This is a genomic window from Winogradskyella damuponensis, assembly GCF_039538385.1.
GTDB lineage: Bacteria > Bacteroidota > Bacteroidia > Flavobacteriales > Flavobacteriaceae > Winogradskyella > Winogradskyella damuponensis.
Window position 1 is genome coordinate 172,507 of the sequence record NZ_BAABCB010000002.1, and the last position, 20,442, is coordinate 192,948.

The following is a 20,442-nucleotide window of genomic DNA, read 5'->3' on the forward strand; positions in this document are numbered from 1 at the left end:
ACTAGCGTCTGTTTTTTCTTATTGTATTGTTTTGACTTGCCTCATACGTTTTTGTAGAATCGCTTATTAATTCGTTTAGCGTTTTAAATTCGGCTTTAGTCAATTCTCTATATTTTCCAACAGGTACATCAAGCATTATATTCATTATTCGAATACGCTTTAACGCTTGTACTTCATAATTACAATATTCACACATTCTACGGATTTGTCTATTTAATCCTTGAGTTAAAATGATACTGAACGTGTATTTGTCAATCTTTTTAACCTTACATTTATTAGTGTGTTTGTCTAAATCTTCTAAATAAATTCCTCCAGACATACGCTCAATAAAGGTTTGAGAAATTGGTTGGTCAACAGTTACGATGTATTCTTTTTCGTGATTATTACTCGCTCTTAATATTTTGTTTACAATATCTCCGTCGTCAGTGAGAAGAATTAAACCTTCACTTGGCTTGTCTAATCTTCCTATGGGAAATATGCGTTTTGGATAGTTGATATAGTCAATAATATTGTCTTTTTCTACTCGAGTGTCTGTAGTACAAACGATACCTACAGGTTTGTTAAAAGCTAAGTACACAAAGTCTTGTTTGCGTTCTCCAATGATTTCGCCATCAACTTTAACAACATCTTCGGATGCGACTTTAGTTCCCATTTCAGGAACAACATCGTTAATAGTTACTCTTCCTGCTTCGATTAAACGGTCTGCAGCTCTACGAGAGCAATAACCAGCTTCGCTGAGGTATTTGTTAAGGCGTTTTAGTTCTTGTGACATGCTGTAAAAGTACAATAAAGATTAGTTATTAATAAACTCAATAATCTTTGGTGTTAAAGAAATATCCTTTAATCCATGACCAAATCCTGAAGTAGAAATAAATTCAGAATTTTTATAACGGTTAGCAATTAATAGTCCGTCTTCATAAGGAATAATACGGTCTTTTTTATCATGGATAATTAAACCTTTGGCTTCAATTGACTTGGTAAAATTTGCAGTTGAAAAGTATGAAACAGGCTGTCCAAAACGTTCAACAATAATATTGTCTAAGCCATTTGAAACTTTATTGTTAAAACCCATCATGGTTTTGTATCTATCAAAAACTCCAGTAAAATGTGCTGGTGCTCCTAATAAAACCATTTTATGTATACTTGGTAATTGATGTTTGTATAAACAAAAAACACTTGACATTGCACCAACTGAATGTCCAATTAGTACATCTGGCTGAAACTTTTTGGCGACTACATTTATAAATTCAGAATATAAAATGGCATTAAATTGTTTTCCGTCAGACCTCCCATGAGCTGGAGCATCTAAGGCAATAATATTATAGTCTTGTGCTTTTAAATCTTTTAAAATATACTCCCAACGTGATGCATTACTTTCCCAACCGTGGGCTAGTAAAATAGTTTTGCCCTTGCCCACCCAACGGTAGGTTGCTATATCTAGATTTTTATAGTTTATTTCTTCATAAAAAGCAGATTCGATTACACGTTTTTGCTGTTCGTTGTAACTTCCTTTTCTAGGTGAAGCAAATAAATTTATAGCTTTTTTTGCGGCGTATTTAGACGAGATTAGACTGGTTGCGTTAAGAGCTCTACCAATTGATTTAATAACAAAACTACTCATACTTATTGGTCTTCTCTATTTACGGCTTCAACTGAAAATGCAGGCAAGCATACCGCTAGATATTCACATGGTTCTGTAAAAGGATTAGAGTATTGTAACCGAGTATTTTTTTCTACTTTAATAGATTGGCCAGCTTCTAAAACTATGGTTTCTCCATCGATAATGAATTGTTTTTTTCCTTTAATGATAAACGTATATTCATCAAATTCTGGTGTTTGAAAAGGCTCGGACCAACCAGCAGGAGCAACCATGTGTGCAATACTAATTTCTGAATTACCATCTGTTGCATTTCCAAAATGTTCTTTTATAATTTTACCATCTTCTGTTGGAACTACAAATGGCGAGTTTTGAATTTTATATTTTTTCATTTTGTTTATTGCTTTTACCAATGAATCATGAAATATTTAATCTTAGCTTTTTCAGGAACTTGAATTGGGTCAATAGTCATATCCATGTCAAAGCGCATGCTTGCAGGAAGCTCTTTTTTGTCAATAGTAAAAGAGGCGTTTATTTCATTAACAGAAACGACAATTACATTAATGAGGTTGTCTATTTTTGAAATTTTATAAGCTTCTTTTATATCTTTAAATGTACTTAAAGTTGAGATGTTTTTCTCTGTTTTATAACGTGAATCAATAATGTTTACGCTAGAAATTACAGATGTTGAATCTAAAGCTTCTTTTGGAGATAAGTCTAATAGTTTTTTGCCACCTTTTTCAAAAATTTCAATGCTGTTTACAGCTCCAATAAATTCATCTCCGGCAATATAACGCACAACCGAATCATTGCTAAAAATGGCATCTAATTCTTTTACTTGCGTAGAGTCTGTTAGTAAACCAATATGATTCTTAGTAATTGTAAATGGATTTACAACTTTTTCTTTTGCGCAACTAGTAATAATAAGAGCACAAATTAGTGCCATTAATAAAGTGTTTTTCATGTTAGATTTAGGCATTTATTATTTTATCATTTTACTTAATATTCCCAAGACTCCACGGATTACTGTTGCACTGGTTAGAACCTTTACTATAGGATTCATTCGTGTACTTTGTCTTCTAGTTGAGCTTGTTTTTCTTTTACTTTCGGCACGTTTTAAGGCTTCTTTTTCTTCTTTTGCTTTTTGTTTTACCTCTTCAGCCTCGGCTTCTTTAATTTTTTTATTTAACATTTCATAAGCACTATCCCTATCAATTTCTTGATTATACTTTTTAGCGAGTTTTGATTGTGCTAATAAACTGGCCAATTCAGACTCTGTTAAAATATCCATTCTACTCATTGGTGCACGCAACATTGTAGCGGCCAGAGGTGTTGGTTTTCCTTTTTCATCTAAAGCAGAGACTAAGGCTTCACCAATTCCTAATGATGTTAAAACTTCTGCTGTATCGTAATAATCCGTATCAGGATAATTTTGAGCTGTTAATTTTATGGCTTTTCTGTCTTTTGCAGTAAACGCTCTTAAAGCGTGTTGTACTTTTAAACCCAGCTGCCCTAAAACAGCTTCAGGGACGTCGGTTGGATTCTGAGTAACAAAATATAATCCAACTCCTTTACTTCTAATAAGCTTTACAATACTTTCAATTTGATTTAATAGCGCGTCCGAAGCTTCATTAAAAATTAAATGTGCCTCATCAATAAACATGATAAGTTCTGGTCGGCCACTATCTCCTTGTTCAGGAAAAGTAGAATAGATTTCAGCTAATAAACTCAACATAAACGTGGAGAATAATTTTGGCTTATCTTGAATATCAGTTAATCTAATAATGTTAATATAACCGCGTCCATTCTCATCAATGCGCAATAAATCTTGTGTGTCAAATGAGGTTTCGCCAAAGAACAAATCGCCACCTTGTTGTTCTATTTCTATTAATTTTCTAAGAATAGCACCTGTTGAAGCGGTAGAAATACGCCCATAAGATTCTTCAAATTCTTTTTTACCTTCATTAGTAGCATATTGTAAAATTTTCTTGAAATCTTTGAGGTCTAATAACGGTAAATGGTTGTCGTCACAATATTTGAAAATTACGGAAATGATTCCGGCTTGGGTTTCTGTAACGTCTAATATTCTCGAAATTAAAACAGGTCCAAATTCACTTATAGTTGCTCTTAATCGAACTCCATCTTGTTCAGACAAGGTCATTACTTCTACGGGAAAAGCTTTTGGCTCAAAGGGTAAACCTATTTGCGCATGGCGTTCATCAATCTTTGCATGTCCAGGACTAGGTTTTGCTAAACCACTTAAATCTCCTTTGATGTCCATAAGTAAAACAGGAACTCCTTTTTCAGAAAGATTTTCTGCTAAAACTTGTAATGTTTTTGTCTTTCCAGTACCTGTTGCACCAGCAATAAGACCATGTCTGTTCATGGTTTTTAATGGTACGTTTACAAAAGTGTTAGTCATGGTTTTACCATCTAGCATAGCAGAACCTAAGGTAATATAATCACCTTTAAACGTGTTTCCGTCGTTGATGTCTTTTATGAAAGCTTCAGAATTCTTCATGAGTCAGAAAATTTGGATAAAAATAATGTAATTTTAATCAAGTATGAAATAGTTTTAGATTGCAGTCTTAGTATTTATCAGCAATTAATACCTAATCTTGTTTTGATAGTATAAGAATGTTTAATTATTACTCAGAGTTTACTGCCTACTGCTTACTTATTAATATATTTGCAGCCTTATGACAAGAAGAGAACGACAAGAGTTAATAGATAAAGGGTTATTATTGCCTTTAATGGAAGAATTTTACACCATTCAAGGCGAAGGATTTCACAAAGGTACTGCTGCTTATTTTGTGAGAATTGGAGGCTGTGATGTAGGTTGTCATTGGTGCGATGTTAAAGAAAGTTGGTTAGCAGAATTACATCCGCCTACAGAAACAGAAAAGATTGTTGAAAATGCGGTTAAATATAGCGACACCATTATTGTAACAGGTGGTGAGCCATTAATGTGGGATATGGGACCTTTAACAGCTCAGTTAAAAGCTAAAGGAGTGCAAACACATATCGAAACCTCAGGGGCTTACAAATTATCAGGAGAATGGGATTGGATTTGTCTGTCGCCTAAAAAAATGAAATTACCAACAGAAGACGTTTCTAAAAAAGCAAACGAACTGAAATGTATCATATATAATAAAGACGATTTTAAGTTTGCAGAAGAACAGGCTACTAAGGTAAATGAGGACTGTATTTTGTATTTACAACCAGAGTGGAGTAAACGCGAGAAAATGATGCCGTTAATTGTAGAGTACGTTATGGCAAACCCCAAATGGAAAGTGTCACTTCAAACACATAAGTATTTGAATATCCCTTAAAATTCAAATAGATAGTTATTGCATTTGTCCTGTAAACTATTACGTATACAATAGTATTATATTTGTTAAACTTAGAGAAGTAATAGCACAAACACAATATTTCTCTTTTAACCTTTTGGATAAAACAATAGGTAATTATGTTACTTATTCTAATACAGAAACGGTAGCGTTAACGGCTGGAGTAGGTGGTAGAGCAGGTACAATGGCAACAAAAGATGTAAGATTTTATTAGAGTATATATGAAACAAAAAAAAACGCCTTGAGAAATCAGGGCGTTTTGTATTGTATATACCAGATAGATTTAACCTTTAAAAGGCACAGCAACTCTCACAGTTCCCCAACCTAAATGCATATTAATTCCGTTGTCAGATTTATTAAATGCAATAGAAAATGCTTCTAAAGATTCTTTTGCTTCTGTAACGGGTACTTTTAGACGTGCAACATCATTTTTTTCATTATAAGAATAACTTCCCCAAACATTTAAGTCTGTGCTAATAATTGCTGTCCATTCTTCTTTTCCAGGAATGACATAAAAAGTATAAGTTCCTGCTTTTATCTCTTTATTTCCAAACATCAGGTCTTTATAAAGTGTAATTTCGGCAGCTTCATTTGCTCCTGTTCTCCATACTTCCCCGTTTTTTACTAATTCACCTACCGAGCGATTATTTAACTGTGGACGACTATAGGCGATTTTAATTATTTTGTTTGAATCTTTGTAATTAGAAGGGAAAGCGGCAACATCCATAGGACTCTTATCTAAGCCTTTAAATTCTTGTGCATCAACATTAAATGTAAATAACATTAAAAACGCAAAAGCGATTGAAGTCATTAAATTTGATTTTTTCATAAGTAATACTGTGTTTTAGATTTTGTTAAAAATAGTTTTTAATTCTATGAATAGTCGCAATTAAATATTAAAATTTACATATTCATAGTAAAACTAATAATTTCGAGATGAGTTAGTTTTAAAACAACATCTATTATGTATTTAAAGTTTTAAATTGAAACCATTTAGTTGTATTGCGTTTTAAATATGAAAGTTTAATTTCATATTTGTCGTATAATTAATAATATAAGGGCTAAGCTTAATTGAAGCCAAATTCAAATAAAAAGTAAAAGTTATGTGCGGAATAGTATGTGCGTTCGATATAAAACAGAAAGTTGAAGATTTAAGACCTCAGGTTTTAGAAATGGCAAAAACCATTCGTCATCGTGGACCAGACTGGAGTGGAATTTATAGTGATGATAAAGTGATCATGGCACACGAACGTTTAGCGATTGTTGATCCAGCCTCAGGGAAGCAACCTTTGTTGAGTCCTGACCAAAAACTAATTCTTGCAGCTAATGGAGAAATATATAACCATAGAGCTTTGCGACAACAATTTGAAGGAAAATACGATTTCCAAACTCAAAGTGATTGTGAAGTGATTTTAGCTTTATACCAAGAAAAAGGAGTGGATTTCGTAGATGAAATGAACGGTATCTTTGGTTTTGCTATATACGACGTAGAAAAAGATGAGTATTTTATCGCTAGAGATCATATGGGAATTATTCCTTTATATATAGGTTGGGATAAAAACGGAACTTTTTATGTCGCTTCAGAATTAAAAGCACTAGAAGGTATTTGTACTAAAATTGAACTATTTCCTCCAGGACACTACATGTCTAGTAAAGATGGCGAATTTGTAAAATGGTATAAACGCGATTGGACGGATTATGATGCTGTAAAAGATAACGAAACAAGTATAGAAGAAGTAAAGCTGGCCTTAGAAGATGCTGTACATAGACAACTAATGAGTGATGTGCCGTATGGTGTATTGTTGTCTGGTGGTTTGGATTCATCGGTAACCTCTGCTATTGCTAAAAAATATTCAGAAAGACGTATCGAAGCGGATGATAAAGAAAAAGCATGGTACCCTCAATTACATTCGTTTTCAGTTGGATTAGAAGGTTCACCTGATTTGGCGGCAGCTAAAAAAGTGGCAGACCATATAGGAACTGTGCATCACGAAATTAAATTCACCATCCAAGAAGGTTTAGATGCAATTAAAGATGTGATTTACAATATTGAAACATACGATATTACTACAATACGTTCATCTACACCAATGTATTTAATGGCAAGAGTGATTAAATCGATGGGAATTAAAATGGTATTATCTGGTGAAGGAGCAGATGAGTTATTTGGAGGGTATTTATATTTTCATAAAGCACCAAGTGCACAAGAATTTCATGAAGAAACGGTTCGTAAATTAGATAAATTGCACATGTATGATTGTTTAAGAGCAAACAAAAGTTTGGCCGCTTGGGGAATAGAAGGTCGTGTACCATTTTTAGATAAAGAATTTATGGATGTAGCTATGCGCATTAACCCAAGTGATAAAATGATTAATGGAGAACGTATGGAAAAATGGGTCGTTCGTAAAGCGTTTGAAGATATGATTCCAGAAAGCGTAGCTTGGAGACAAAAAGAACAATTTTCTGATGGAGTAGGTTACAGTTGGATTGATACCTTGAAAGCGCTTGTTGAAAATGAAATTACAGATGAACAAATAGAAAATGCATCATTCCGTTTTCCAATAAACACACCTTTAAACAAAGAAGAATATTACTACAGAACTATTTTTGAAGGACATTTTCCAAGTGATGCCGCTGCATTAAGTGTGCCACAAGAGGCAAGTGTGGCCTGTAGTACAGCAACAGCTTTAGAATGGGATGAAGCCTTTAAAAACATGAATGACCCATCGGGTAGAGCAGTAGCTAAGGTGCATTCAGATTCTTATGTCAAAGCTTAAATAGGAATTAAATAACGAAGTAAAAAGACCAATCAAAAAAGATTGGTCTTTTTTTATATGTAGCATTGTTGTAATTTCATAATCTTAATTGTAACAATGTTATTACCAAATTTTAAAAAATTTCTTATTGAAAAAGGCGGATTATCTGAAGAGGAATTCACCCAAATAATCCCTTTTATAAAAACGAAAAGAGTTGCTAATCACGAGTTCTTATTAAAATCAGGCGAGGTTTGTTCGCATTCTTTTTTTGTAGAACAAGGTGTGCTTCGATTTTATGCCTTAAATGAAGAAGGTAAAGAACACGTCCTTCAGTTTGCGACCGAAAATTGGATTCTTAGTGATCGTGGAAGTGTTTTTTTTCAAGAGCCTTCAACTTACTATATAGATGCTATTGAGGATACATTAACTGTAATGTTAGATGAAGAATTTGTTAATGAGGTGGTCAAAGTCAATTCAAATTTTAGAATTCAAAACGAAAAACTATTACAGAATCACATTCGACATTTATACAAACGTATCAGTTTATTAATAGGAGCTTCTGCAAAAGTAAGATACCTAGAATTTGTCAATATGTATCCAGATATCATGTTGCGTGTACCACAATGGATGATTGCTTCTTATTTGGGTATTACTCCAGAGAGTTTAAGTAGAGTGCGAAAAGCATTAGCTAAAGAAAATTTTAAACTCAAGTGATATTTTAATCCTATTAATGTCTAGTTTTTTGCTTCTTATCAAATGTCAATGCATACCTTTTTTTGTTCCTGTAATTTTACAGTAATAAAAGAAAGGAAATATATTATGAGACATTTAGAAGTATTAGTTGTCAGTAAAGACACTACAATTCCAAGAATCTTAAATTGGAAGGTTTCTACAGTAGATACTATAGAGATGGCTATAGAAAAAATACAACAGCGACCTTATAATGTCGTTGCTATTTCTAACAAATTTAATCTAATAGACAAAGTCAAGTTGAGTCAGGTTGTATCGGTATTGTCTGACAATGCAATTTTAGTAGAATATACTGATAATAAAATTTTAGCAGAAACCGTAAAAGCGGCCTATTGGAGAGCAAACAAGCCAAGTAGTCAAAGCAATTATTTAGACAATTCATTTGAAATTACATTGGCAAACCGTATCAACTTAAACAAATAAAATAACATGAAAACTAATAAACTAAGACGTATAGAAAGAGTAACCCAACCAGGAACACCTCATTTTGTAGGTGATGGATTTAGAGTTCACAATTTTATTCCAAGGACATCAACCATGCAACGTATGAATCCTTTTATAATGTTAGATTATAATTCCAAGTATAATTTTCCTGCAACAAATAAGCCAAAAGGTGTAGGAGTGCATCCTCACAGAGGTTTTGAAACGGTAACCATCGCCTATAAAGGATGTGTAGAACATAGTGATAGTGCGGGTGGTGGAGGCGTAATTGGAGAAGGAGACGTGCAATGGATGACAGCTGCTTCTGGTGTTTTACACAAAGAGTTTCATGAAACCGAATGGAGTAAAACAGGAGGAGAGTTTCAAATGGTACAACTTTGGGTGAATTTACCTGCAAAGGATAAAATGAGTACTCCAAAATATCAGGCTATCTCTAATTCTGAAATTACAAAAATTGACTTGCCAAATAAAGCAGGAGAAATAGAGGTAATAGCAGGCGATTATCAAGGGCACAAAGGTGCTGCCTCTACATTTTCGCCAGTGAATATGTTTAATTTGAAATTAAAAAAAGGAGCTAAAACGCAATTGTCGTTTCCAGCAAACTATACAACAGCACTTTTAATGGTTGAAGGTGATGCAATAGTAAACGAAAATACAGATGCACTGCAAGACCATTTTGTGATGTTTAGCAACGATGGAGAGTCGTTTACCGTAGAAGCCTTAAATGATGCTATAATTTTAGTGCTAAGTGGTGAGCCAATTAATGAACCAATTGCAGCGCATGGACCTTTTGTGATGAATACACAAGAGGAACTCATTGAAGCATTTCAGGATTTTAATACCGGAAAATTCGGTTATTTAGAGGATTAGTAATTTAAAAAGTAGTTCATTTTTTTGAACTACTTTTTTATATCTTTAAGACATGAGGGACGAGTTTAAAAATATTCCACTTCGTAAAAACGAAGATAAAAAGTGTTTCGAAATAGAAATCGATGATAGTTTTGCTTTTATCCAATATAAGGAGATGAGCGATCAAATAGCATTAATTCATACGGAAGTTCAATCTGCTTTAAGTGGTAAAGGAGCTGCAAGTGCTGTGGTTGAGAAAACGCTAAATTATATTGAAATCCAAGGCAAAAGACTATTACCATTTTGTCCTTATGTTTTCGCATATATAAAGAAGCATCCAGAATATAAATCCTTAGTGGATCCAAGTTTTAACGGTTACGATAAATTATAAATATGTCAAATACAAAATTAATTATAGAGGAACGTGCTGCCAATATTGGCAATTTTATGGTAGGTCGCTTGTTGCCATTTCGACAAAAACGTATGGTGGGACCATTTATTTTTATAGACCATATGGGGCCTGCTTGTCTAAGTGATTCTGAAAACTTGGATATTGCAATGCATCCGCATATTGGCTTGTCTACTTTAACATATTTGTTTGAAGGAGCTATTATGCATCGCGATAGCTTAGGAACAGAAGTAGAAATAAAACCAGGAGCGGTAAATTGGATGACAGCAGGAAAAGGTGTTGTGCATACAGAGCGTACACCAGAATATTTACGTCACTCAAAAAAAATGCTTCATGGCTTACAAATATGGGTGGCCTTGCCCAAAGCAGACGAGCAATGCGATCCGTCGTTTACACATGTTTCTGCAGATGAAGTTCCGAGTTGGGAAGATAACAATGTGCATTTTAAACTCATAGCAGGAAAAGCCTTTGGAAAGCAATCTCCTGTTCCAGTATATAGTCCTCTTTATTTTATAGAAATAAAATCAAGCGAAACGAAAACCATTTCAATAGGCGAACATTTATTTGGTGAAAGCGCATTGTATATTTTAGAAGGTAGTATTAAAAGTGATGGATATACTTACGAAACAAAACAGTTATTAGTGGCTAAAGACAGTACTTTATGTGCGTTTGAAATTGAAGCTAATTCAACTATTTATATTTTTGGCGGAAATGCATTCCCCGAAGAACGGTTTATAGAATGGAACTTTGTCGCATCAGATAAAGCTCTTATTGCGAAAGCTAAAAACGATTGGAAAGCAGATAAATTCCCAAAAGTGATTAATGAGACTGTACGTATTCCATTACCAACTCCAAAACGCTTTGGTGGTTAATTTAGAATTTAGTAGAATCACATTGATTAAAATTAAGTTATGAGAACAGGAAGATTAGAAGCGTTTAGCGATGGTGTTTTAGCTATTGTAATTACCATTATGGTTTTAGAACTGAAAGCTCCAGAAGACACTACTTTTCAAAGTTTATTATCTGTGGCACCAGTATTTATAAGCTATGTGTTAAGTTTTATTTACATCGGAATTTATTGGAACAACCATCATCACTTATTTCAGATTTCTCATAAGGTAAACGGAAGCGTTCTTTGGGCAAACTTACATTTGCTGTTTTGGTTGTCTTTAATTCCTTTTACTACAAGTTGGTTGGGAGAAAATGAACATTATTATGAAGCGTTACCAGTAGCTACTTACGGTTTTGTGTTATTGATGAGTGCTGTAGCTTACTTTATTTTAGAACGTACGCTAATTAAAAATCACGATAAAGATTATTTATTGGCGCGTTTAATTATATATAAAGTAAAAGATTATGTCTCCACAGCATTGTATATTATAGCTATTCCTTTAGCTTTTGTGTACACGTGGCTCGCTATTGTCTGTTATGCGATTGTAGCTTTAATTTGGTTAATGCCAGACAAAAAAATGGAAACCTTAATAGATGAGGTTGAAGTCTAATCTATTTTTTATAAATCGATTTATAAAAAGTCAGTTTTAAAGCTGACTTTTTCTCCTTTTGTACGATAAATTTGTCAGGATGTCGCACTTAAAAACGAAGAAATTCATCAATTTTAACGCTCATTCAAACTTCGAAATTCGACTTGTAAAGCTTTTTTGGTTTTTGGCGATTCTGAGTTAGCCTTAAAATTAGTTAAATCAAATTTAAGGCGCTTTTTAGCCTTTTTAAGGCATTATTAAGTAATTAACAAATGTTGATAATTATCGGTTTCAATCCATAAAAAGCTTTTATAAAGTGTTTTAAAATCGTATATTTGTTAGTATTCAAAAATGATACAACTGTGTCATTTTTTTTATGTCAAAGCGGTCTTAATTTTTAAAATGAAATTGAAGGAAATTAGGATAGCTGGATTGCTTCCGTTTAAAAAAATAAACGGAACTTTTTTTAATAAAGATTCGAACTAAAATTTATTCAAAATAATGAGCGAGAAAAGAGAAGAATTTAATAAGGATAATTATTCTGCAGATAGTATTCAGGCTTTAGAAGGTATGGAGCATGTACGTATGCGTCCATCCATGTATATTGGAGATGTAGGTGTCCGTGGTTTACACCATTTAGTTTATGAGGTAGTTGATAACTCTATTGATGAGGCTTTAGCTGGTCATTGTGATAATATTACTGTAATTATCAACGAGGATAATTCTATTACCACAGAAGATGATGGTCGTGGTATTCCTGTAGATTTACATAAAAAAGAAGGAGTTTCTGCATTAGAGGTTGTTATGACTAAAATTGGTGCAGGTGGTAAATTCGATAAAGACTCTTATAAAGTGTCTGGTGGATTGCATGGTGTTGGTGTAAGTTGTGTAAATGCGCTATCTGAGCATCTTAAGGCAACCGTTTACAGAAAAGGAGAAATTTGGGAGCAAGAGTACGAAAGAGGTAAGGCTACGTATCCTGTAAAAAGAGTTGGTGAAACTGAAAAAAGAGGTACGATTGTAACTTTTAAACCAGATCCAACAATTTTTACACAAACTTTAGAATATAGTTATGATACGTTAGCAAGCCGTTTACGAGAATTAGCATATCTTAATAAAGGTATTACCATTCATTTAGTTGATAGACGTCATAAAAAAGAAGATGGTGAGTTTGAAGGAGAAACATTTCACTCTAAAGAAGGATTAAGTGAATTTATTAAATTCTTAGACGGAAATCGTGAGCCTTTAATGAAAGATGTTATTGCTTTTGAAGGTGAAAAAAATGGAGTGCCTGTTGAAGTAGCAATGGTATATAATACTTCTTATGCTGAAAACTTACACTCATATGTAAATAATATTAATACACACGAAGGAGGAACACACCTTTCTGGGTTCCGTCGTGGACTTACACATACGCTTAAAAAGTACGCCGATGAATCAGGGATGTTAGACAAGTTAAAGTTTGATATCGCAGGTGATGATTTTCGTGAAGGTTTAACGGCAATTGTATCTGTAAAAGTACAAGAACCTCAATTTGAAGGACAAACAAAAACCAAATTAGGAAACCGTGAAGTTTCTGCATCTGTTTCTCAAGCTGTTTCAGAAATGCTTACAGACTATTTAGAAGAAAATCCAGATGATGCAAAAACGATTGTTCAAAAAGTAATTCTTGCAGCTCAAGCACGTCACGCAGCTCAAAAAGCACGTGAAATGGTACAGCGTAAAACCGTAATGAGTATTGGAGGTTTACCTGGTAAATTATCAGATTGTTCTGAGCAAAATCCAGAAGTATGTGAAATCTACTTAGTAGAGGGAGATTCTGCAGGTGGAACAGCAAAAATGGGTCGTGATAGAGCGTTTCAAGCCATTTTACCATTAAGAGGTAAGATTCTTAATGTTGAAAAAGCAATGACACATAAGGTTTTCGAAAACGAAGAAATTAAAAATATCTTTACAGCTTTAGGTGTAACCATTGGAACAGAGGAAGATAGTAAAGCATTAAACCTTTCAAAATTAAGATATCATAAAATTGTGATTATGTGTGATGCCGATATTGATGGTTCACATATTGAAACACTAATTTTAACGTTCTTCTTCCGTTACATGAGAGAATTGATTGAAAATGGACACATTTATATCGCAACTCCACCTTTGTTTTTAGTGAAAAAAGGAGCAAAAAAGGAGTATGCATGGAATGATGAAGAGCGTTTAGCTTTGATGGAGCGCTATGGTGATGGAGCAAAAATTCAACGTTATAAAGGTCTTGGAGAAATGAACGCAAGTCAACTTTGGGATACAACAATGAATCCTGAGTTTAGAACTTTGCGTCAAATTCATATAGAAAATGGTGTAGAAGCTGATAGAGTGTTCTCTATGTTAATGGGCGACGAAGTACCACCTCGTAGAGAATTTATAGAGAAAAATGCTATTTATGCAAATATTGACGCCTAAGTATTAATGATTTAATATATAAAAAAAACACCCATTTTTGGGTGTTTTTTTGTGCCTTTATTTTTTTGATTTTTATAATATCAAGTAATAAAAAATCATTGCTTTTAAGCTTATTTAGTATAAGGTTCGGAGGCTAATTATCCATGTATGTGATGAAAATAAACCATTTCTGTGATTATTTTTATAAATTAGGCCTATGTAAAAACCACTATTGCTATGAGAAAATTTATCACTTTAATTATTGTTATTGCTAGTGTGCAATTAACTAAAGCCCAAGATTTAGAAACTATTTTGCTTGCATCAGAGGATGCTAGTTTGCTTACGCAGAATTATTTAAATCCAGCAATGGTGGGATTAATGTATAGTATGAATGGTGGTTGGGCAACAACAGCAAAAGTTCATAAAAAGTTTGGCTTTGATATTACTATTGGTGTTAATGCCTCTTTTGTACCAGATGCAGCTAAAACATTTGCATTTAATCCAGCAGATTACCCTTTTTTATCTGTAGCTAGTGGGCAAAACAAGTTACCAACCGTAATGAGCGAGGATGATACAGAAGCGACTATAGATGTTTCAATACCAAATGGAGATGGCACCTCTAGAGTAATAAGTTTTGATATGCCTGGAGGTATTACTGAAGATTTACCTGTAAATGCAGTGCCTGCTCCAACAGTGCAGATTGGGTTTGGATTACCATTTAAAACAGATATTAAGGCGCGTTTTGTGCCAACTCAAAATTATGATGATGTTGAAGCTAAGCTGCTTGGTTTTGGATTGCAGCACGACTTAACACAATATTTAGGCCCCTTAGATAAATTGCCGCTTAGTGTATCTGTTTTAGGTGCATTTACGAGTATGAGTGTCACTTATGCAATGTCAGATACCGATAATTCTGATAACGTTTTTGTTACAAATGGCGAAGCAGAATTTAAAATGAATACATGGACGGTTCAGGCATTAGCTTCTTTAGATTTTAAATTAATTACATTCTACGGAAGTCTTGGTTATAACAACGGGAAGACAACAGCTAAAATGAAAGGGGATTATACACTAACTTACGATGTAGAAGATAGTAATGGAAACCAAATGGGGACGGTTCAAGAAGAGATAAGCGACCCTATAAATTTGAATTTTGAGGCAAATGGAATGAGAGCAACATTAGGCACAAGATTAAATTTAGGATTCTTTAAAATATTTGGCGATTATACGTTTCAAAAATATAATACAGCTACAGTTGGTATAGCGTTGAGCTTCAGATAAGATTAGATCTTAAAACAAGAGACTAAAGCACAAGATTTACTCTTGTGCTTTCTTCGTTTAAAGCAATTTTATTCGTAATTTTACAATCATTTAAAACAATTAGTTTCACATAATAAAACATATAAAACAAATGAAAGTAACCGTAGTTGGCGCAGGAGCTGTAGGGGCAAGTTGTGCAGAGTATATTGCAATTAAAAACTTTGCTTCAGAAGTTGTAATTTTAGATATTAAAGAAGGCTATGCAGAAGGTAAGGCAATGGACTTAATGCAATGTGCATCTTTAAATGGGTTTGATACTAAAATTACAGGAAGTACAAACGATTATTCTAAAACAGCAAATAGTGATATTTGTGTAATTACTTCTGGTATTCCTCGTAAACCAGGTATGACACGTGAAGAATTAATAGGTATTAATGCAGGTATTGTAAAAACAGTATCAACAAGTTTAGTAGAGCATTCTCCAAATACAATTATTATTGTTGTAAGTAATCCAATGGATACAATGACGTATTTGGTACACAAAACTACAGGTTTACCAAAACACAGAATTATAGGAATGGGTGGAGCGTTAGATTCTGCACGTTTTAAATACAGATTAGCTGAAGCATTAGAAGCACCTATTAGTGATGTAGATGGTATGGTAATCGGTGGTCATAGTGATAAAGGTATGGTACCATTAACGTCTCATGCAACTAGAAACAGTATTAAAGTTTCTGAATTTTTATCAGAAGAACGCTTAAACCAAGTGAAAGAAGATACTAAAGTTGGCGGAGCAACACTAACAAAATTATTAGGTACTTCAGCTTGGTATGCTCCAGGTGCTGCAGTAAGTGGCTTAGTTCAGGCTATTGCTTGTGACCAAAAGAAAATATTTCCATGTTCAGCCTTGTTAGATGGTGAATATGGTTTAAGCGATTTATGTATTGGTGTACCAGTAATTTTAGGTAGAAAAGGAATTGAAAAGATTGTAGACGTACCTTTAAGTGCTGCTGAAAAAGCACATATGGTAGAAAGTGCAGAAGGTGTAAAAAAGACTAATGGATTATTAGAACTTTAATTATATCAATAGATTAATTATTTCACAATAACCTTGCTAACTCATCAGTTGGTGAGGTTTTTGTTTTAATTAAGGTAAGTTTATGAGATTTCACCCGAAGATGTGACCAAAATAGAAGGTTTGTAGGTCATAAATTTCAAAATATTTAGAATAAAGACGGTAGAAATACAGTCTTTATTTTTTTGTCTATATTTGGCGCATGAAAACCAAACTGAAATTTGGAATATTAGCTTTACTCTTAGCGTTTTTAGGAACGTTTATAGAGCATACAACGCTACCAAATCAACAGATTGTAATTCAGTTTTCAGATACGTCTATTACAGCTGAAGATACTGAAAATGCTATTGAAGCCATTCAAGGCAAATTACAAAGTATTGGTGTTACTCAAATTCAGATTGGTCAAAATAATAAAGGTCAGCTTAGAATTACCTATCATAGTGATGCAAATGTGGCTTATATTCAGAAGACACTTTTTAACGTTGAAGAGTTAAAGTTAGCTTACAATTCCTCTCAAAACCATTCAAATAATTTTCCAGAGAAGAAAGGTGCAAAAAACTATGAGCTTAATATTTCTGAAATTAAGACAGGTAGTGATATTGATTGGAGTTTTGAAGGAACTCAAGTTGCAGAGATAAATCAAAAGACAGACCACTCCAAACCACTAAAAGTTAATTATTCAAGCGAACTGAATAATACAAAACAAAGTAACAACACTATTAATGTTGCTGTTATAGTAAATACGGCTATTGCCAATGCAATAGATAATATATCCTATATAATTCCAGAGGTTAGAGCAGGGCCAACCGTTTAAAAAACTGTTCTTTCTAAAAGAATTTTTACTTCATTCCAAGTCTTTCTTATTCAATAGAAAAGACTAAAAATCAAAATCATAAAAAACATTGTTGAATTATAGTGTATACTCTATATTTGCGCGTTCAAAAAATTCGACATTAAATAAATAATTACAATGCAAAACAAAGGAATAATTAAGCTTTTTGCGCTTTTATTTGGTTTGGTAAGTATTTACCAATTATCATTTACATTCAAAGCAAACCAGCTAGAAGATACAGCAAAAGAAGCAGCAATTGCTAAAATCGCAGACACAGAAGACGATTACCAATCTAAAAGGAACATAGAAGAGGTTCGCTATTTAGATTCATTAAAAACCACTAAAATTAAGGTAGGTGATAAGTTTGAACCTATTGAAGTTTATAATTTAGGGTTTGCAAAATATTCATATACTGAAGTTGAAAATAATGCCATGAACCTTGGTTTAGACCTTAAAGGTGGTATTAATGTTATCCTTCAAATTTCGGTTAGAGACATTTTAAAGGGATTAGCTAATAATAGTAAAGACCCTATTTTTAATAAAGCTTTAGATGATGCAGAAGAGTTACAAAAAGATGCACAAGAATCTTACTTAGAATCTTTCTTTAGAGCATTTGATGCTATTAAAGGTGATACTAAATTAGCATCTCCAGACATTTTTGCAAATCGTACGTTAAGTGATGAGATTAAATTCGATATGTCAGATAACGAAGTTAAAAGTATCATTGAAACAAAAATTGATGAGTCTATCGTTTCTGCTTTCGAAGTATTACGTAAGCGTATTGATAAATTTGGTGTAACATCTCCAAATATTCAACGTTTAGGGAACTCAGGTCGTATTCTTTTAGAATTACCAGGAGCTAAAGATATTGAGCGTGTTAAAGATTTAGTAACTAAGACAGCACAATTACAGTTTTGGGAGACGTATAAGACTCAAGAAGTTTTACCTTATTTAATGCAGGTTAACCAAACTTTGGTTGAAGAAAATAAGGCAAAAGAAGCAAAAGAATCTAAAAACGATGCTATTGCAGAAACAACAGTAGATCAAGATTCAACTTCAAGTGCTATTGATGACTTAACGGGTCAGATAGAGTCAGACTCAACTAATGTAGCCGATTTAAACCCATTAGGTATTCAGGGGTACGGAAATGGTGGCTCTGTAGTTGGTATGTTCTTAGCTAAGGACAAAGAAAAAGTTATGGCGCATTTAAATGCACCAAAAAATAGAGCTTCACTTCCTGCAGAAATGCGTTATGTAAAATTTGTTTGGGGAATACAAACAGAAGATTCTGAGTATTCAGAACTTTATGCAATTAAAGGAAACAGAGATGGTGTACCAGAATTAAGTGGTGCTGTAATTACAGATGCTAGACAAGACTATGACCAAGTAAGCAGACCAGCTGTAAGTATGCAGATGAATGCTAAAGGGGCTAAGATTTGGGAAGAAATGACCAAAAAGGCTTATGAAACTCAAGGTTATATTGCTATTGTTTTAGATAATATTGTGTATTCTGCGCCAAGTGTATCTACAGGTCCAATAGCAGGTGGTAATTCACAAATTTCTGGAGCATTTTCGCTAACAGAGGCTGTCGATTTAGCTAACGTTTTAAGAGCTGGTAAATTACCTGCTTCTGCTCAAATTGTTCAAGCAGATGAGGTTGGACCTTCATTAGGTCAAGAGGCTATTGACAGTGGTATGAAGTCATTCGTTATCGCTTTAGCATTTGTTTTACTTTGGATGTTATTTTACTATGGTAAAGCAGGTGGTTTTGCAGATATCGCTTTATTATTAAACATCTTATTAATCTTTGGTGTATTAGCAAGTTTAGGAGCTGTATTAACTTTACCGGGTATTGCAGGTATTGTATTGACTATTGGTATTTCGGTCGATGCAAACGTGCTTATTTTTGAAAGGATACGAGAAGAATTAGCAAAAGGTAAATCGCAAAAAGAATCTATTAAAGATGGTTTCTCTAACGCCTTATCTTCAATTTTAGATGCGAATATTACAACCGGTTTAACCGCTTTAATATTATTTGTATTTGGTACTGGTCCAATTAAAGGATTTGCAACAACATTAATCATTGGTATTTTAACGTCTTTATTTACAGCGATTTTTATAACGCGTCTATTAGTAGACTGGTATATAAATAGAGGTGGTAAATTAGATTTCTCTACTGGTTTAACGAAGAACTTATTTACCAATGTAAATATTGATTTCTTAAAGAAACGTAAGATTGCATATGCTATTTCTGCGGTATTTATTGTAGCTAGTTTAGGGTCTCTTTTTACAACAGGATTAGATCAAGGTATTGACTTTGTTGGAGGTAGAACTTATCAAATACGTTTTGATCAGGATATGAGTGTTGAGGAAGTGAAAAACGACCTACATAATGTATTTGAAAGTGCAGAAGTAAAAACCATTGGTGGACCAAATCAATTAAAGATTTCTACCAAATATTTAGTAGAAGATACGTCTGTTGAAGCCGATGAAAAAGTACAATCTATGTTGTTTACTGCGCTTCAAAAATACCTTCCAGAAGGAATTACATATGAAGAATTTTTAGATGGATCAGGAGATAAGAAAATAGGTAAAATGTTATCTAGTAAAGTAAGTCCAACAATTGCCGATGATATTAAGAAATCATCTATTTGGGCTATTTTAGGATCTTTAGTAGTAGTTTTCTTATACATCTTATTAAGATTTAAGAAATGGCAATTCTCTCTTGGAGCTGTAGCTGCTGTTTTCCATGATGTTTTAATCTTGTTAGGTATCTATTCATTAACATGGAGATTTATGCCATTTAGTATGGAGATTGACCAAACGTTTATTGCGGCAATCTTAACAGTAATTGGTTACTCTTTAAATGATACGGTTGTAGTATTTGATAGAATTAGAGAGTACTTTAATGAAAACTTAGGTTGGAATTTTGATACAACTATTAACAAATCTATAAACAGTACTATTAGTAGAACATTAAATACCTCGTTAACAACATTAGTGGTGTTATTAGCAATGTTCTTATTTGGTGCAGATTCACTTAAAGATTTATTATTTGCATTAATCGTTGGTGTAATTGTTGGTACATATTCTTCAGTATTTATTGCAACACCAATTATGTATGATACAGCTAAAAAAGGAAACGTAACTGATGCACTTAAAAACAAAGTGAAAGAAGACGTTGAAGAAGCTTAAGCTTACAACAAATAATA

The 20,442-nt window shown here is 33.3% G+C and carries 19 protein-coding genes; 13 read left to right on the top strand and 6 right to left on the bottom strand.

The annotated features are described in order from the left end of the window. Position 1 precedes the first annotated feature (1 nt). From ABD730_RS00905 to ABD730_RS00925, 5 genes are read right to left on the bottom strand one after another with little or no spacing between them, the layout of a single operon-like run. Positions 2–772, bottom strand: coding sequence for a pseudouridine synthase (locus ABD730_RS00905; RefSeq protein ID WP_334470325.1), 771 nt, complete (start codon positions 770–772; stop codon positions 2–4). Positions 773–793: 21 nt separating this feature from the next. Then, positions 794–1,621 (bottom strand): alpha/beta fold hydrolase, encoded by an 828-nt coding sequence (locus tag ABD730_RS00910; RefSeq protein ID WP_215927760.1) that lies wholly within the window; start codon positions 1,619–1,621, stop codon positions 794–796. Between the two features lie 2 nt (positions 1,622–1,623). After that, entirely contained in the window at positions 1,624–1,989 is a 366-nt protein-coding gene (locus ABD730_RS00915) for a cupin domain-containing protein (protein WP_334470323.1), read from the bottom strand. 14 nt (positions 1,990–2,003) lie between these two features. Beyond that, a complete protein-coding gene (locus ABD730_RS00920; RefSeq protein WP_344711921.1) occupies positions 2,004–2,561 on the bottom strand; it encodes a hypothetical protein in 558 nt (185 codons plus the stop codon). A gap of 18 nt (positions 2,562–2,579) precedes the next feature. Continuing rightward, the gene (locus ABD730_RS00925; RefSeq protein WP_334470319.1) at positions 2,580–4,118 is read right to left on the bottom strand and encodes a helicase HerA-like domain-containing protein; all 1,539 of its coding nucleotides are present in this window, start codon (positions 4,116–4,118) and stop codon (positions 2,580–2,582) included. Positions 4,119–4,296: 178 nt separating this feature from the next. Here ABD730_RS00925 and ABD730_RS00930 point away from each other — a divergent pair, with 178 nt between their 5' ends. Next, positions 4,297–4,929: a 7-carboxy-7-deazaguanine synthase QueE gene (locus ABD730_RS00930; protein WP_344711923.1), complete on the top strand. Its 633-nt coding sequence runs from the start codon at positions 4,297–4,299 to the stop codon at positions 4,927–4,929. A 301-nt stretch (positions 4,930–5,230) separates the two neighbouring features. Here ABD730_RS00930 and ABD730_RS00935 read toward each other — a convergent pair whose 3' ends face one another. After that, positions 5,231–5,776 carry a DUF2911 domain-containing protein gene (locus tag ABD730_RS00935; RefSeq protein WP_334470315.1) on the bottom strand — a complete coding sequence of 182 codons (546 nt, stop codon included), beginning with the start codon at positions 5,774–5,776 and terminating at the stop codon, positions 5,231–5,233. Positions 5,777–6,050: 274 nt separating this feature from the next. On the opposite strand from ABD730_RS00935, the gene asnB reads away from it, so the two are divergent. The 12 genes from asnB (at position 6,051) to secDF (ending at position 20,425) form a co-directional block, all read left to right on the top strand. Continuing rightward, positions 6,051–7,724 carry an asparagine synthase B gene (gene asnB / locus ABD730_RS00940; protein ID WP_344711926.1) on the top strand — a complete coding sequence of 558 codons (1,674 nt, stop codon included), beginning with the start codon at positions 6,051–6,053 and terminating at the stop codon, positions 7,722–7,724. 96 nt (positions 7,725–7,820) lie between these two features. Beyond that, on the top strand, positions 7,821–8,417 hold the full coding sequence (locus tag ABD730_RS00945) for a Crp/Fnr family transcriptional regulator (RefSeq protein ID WP_344711928.1): 597 nt from the start codon (positions 7,821–7,823) through the stop codon (positions 8,415–8,417). A gap of 105 nt (positions 8,418–8,522) precedes the next feature. Then, positions 8,523–8,876, top strand: coding sequence for a hypothetical protein (locus tag ABD730_RS00950; RefSeq protein ID WP_344711930.1), 354 nt, complete (start codon positions 8,523–8,525; stop codon positions 8,874–8,876). A 6-nt stretch (positions 8,877–8,882) separates the two neighbouring features. Continuing rightward, on the top strand, positions 8,883–9,764 hold the full coding sequence (locus ABD730_RS00955; RefSeq protein WP_344711932.1) for a pirin family protein: 882 nt from the start codon (positions 8,883–8,885) through the stop codon (positions 9,762–9,764). 52 nt (positions 9,765–9,816) lie between these two features. Further along, the gene (locus ABD730_RS00960) at positions 9,817–10,134 is read left to right on the top strand and encodes a GNAT family N-acetyltransferase (RefSeq protein ID WP_334470305.1); all 318 of its coding nucleotides are present in this window, start codon (positions 9,817–9,819) and stop codon (positions 10,132–10,134) included. A gap of 2 nt (positions 10,135–10,136) precedes the next feature. After that, complete coding sequence (locus ABD730_RS00965; RefSeq protein WP_344711934.1) at positions 10,137–11,024, top strand: pirin family protein; 888 nt, start codon at positions 10,137–10,139, stop codon at positions 11,022–11,024. A gap of 39 nt (positions 11,025–11,063) precedes the next feature. Continuing rightward, positions 11,064–11,654 carry a TMEM175 family protein gene (locus ABD730_RS00970; protein ID WP_334470301.1) on the top strand — a complete coding sequence of 197 codons (591 nt, stop codon included), beginning with the start codon at positions 11,064–11,066 and terminating at the stop codon, positions 11,652–11,654. Between the two features lie 480 nt (positions 11,655–12,134). Beyond that, on the top strand, positions 12,135–14,084 hold the full coding sequence (gyrB, locus tag ABD730_RS00975) for a DNA topoisomerase (ATP-hydrolyzing) subunit B (protein ID WP_334470299.1): 1,950 nt from the start codon (positions 12,135–12,137) through the stop codon (positions 14,082–14,084). Between the two features lie 216 nt (positions 14,085–14,300). After that, a complete protein-coding gene (locus ABD730_RS00980) occupies positions 14,301–15,344 on the top strand; it encodes a DUF6588 family protein (protein ID WP_334470297.1) in 1,044 nt (347 codons plus the stop codon). A gap of 130 nt (positions 15,345–15,474) precedes the next feature. Beyond that, positions 15,475–16,401: a malate dehydrogenase gene (mdh, locus tag ABD730_RS00985; RefSeq protein ID WP_334470296.1), complete on the top strand. Its 927-nt coding sequence runs from the start codon at positions 15,475–15,477 to the stop codon at positions 16,399–16,401. 199 nt (positions 16,402–16,600) lie between these two features. Then, positions 16,601–17,212: a hypothetical protein gene (locus ABD730_RS00990; RefSeq protein WP_344711937.1), complete on the top strand. Its 612-nt coding sequence runs from the start codon at positions 16,601–16,603 to the stop codon at positions 17,210–17,212. A gap of 156 nt (positions 17,213–17,368) precedes the next feature. Continuing rightward, positions 17,369–20,425: a protein translocase subunit SecDF gene (gene secDF / locus ABD730_RS00995; RefSeq protein ID WP_334470292.1), complete on the top strand. Its 3,057-nt coding sequence runs from the start codon at positions 17,369–17,371 to the stop codon at positions 20,423–20,425. Positions 20,426–20,442 lie beyond the last annotated feature (17 nt).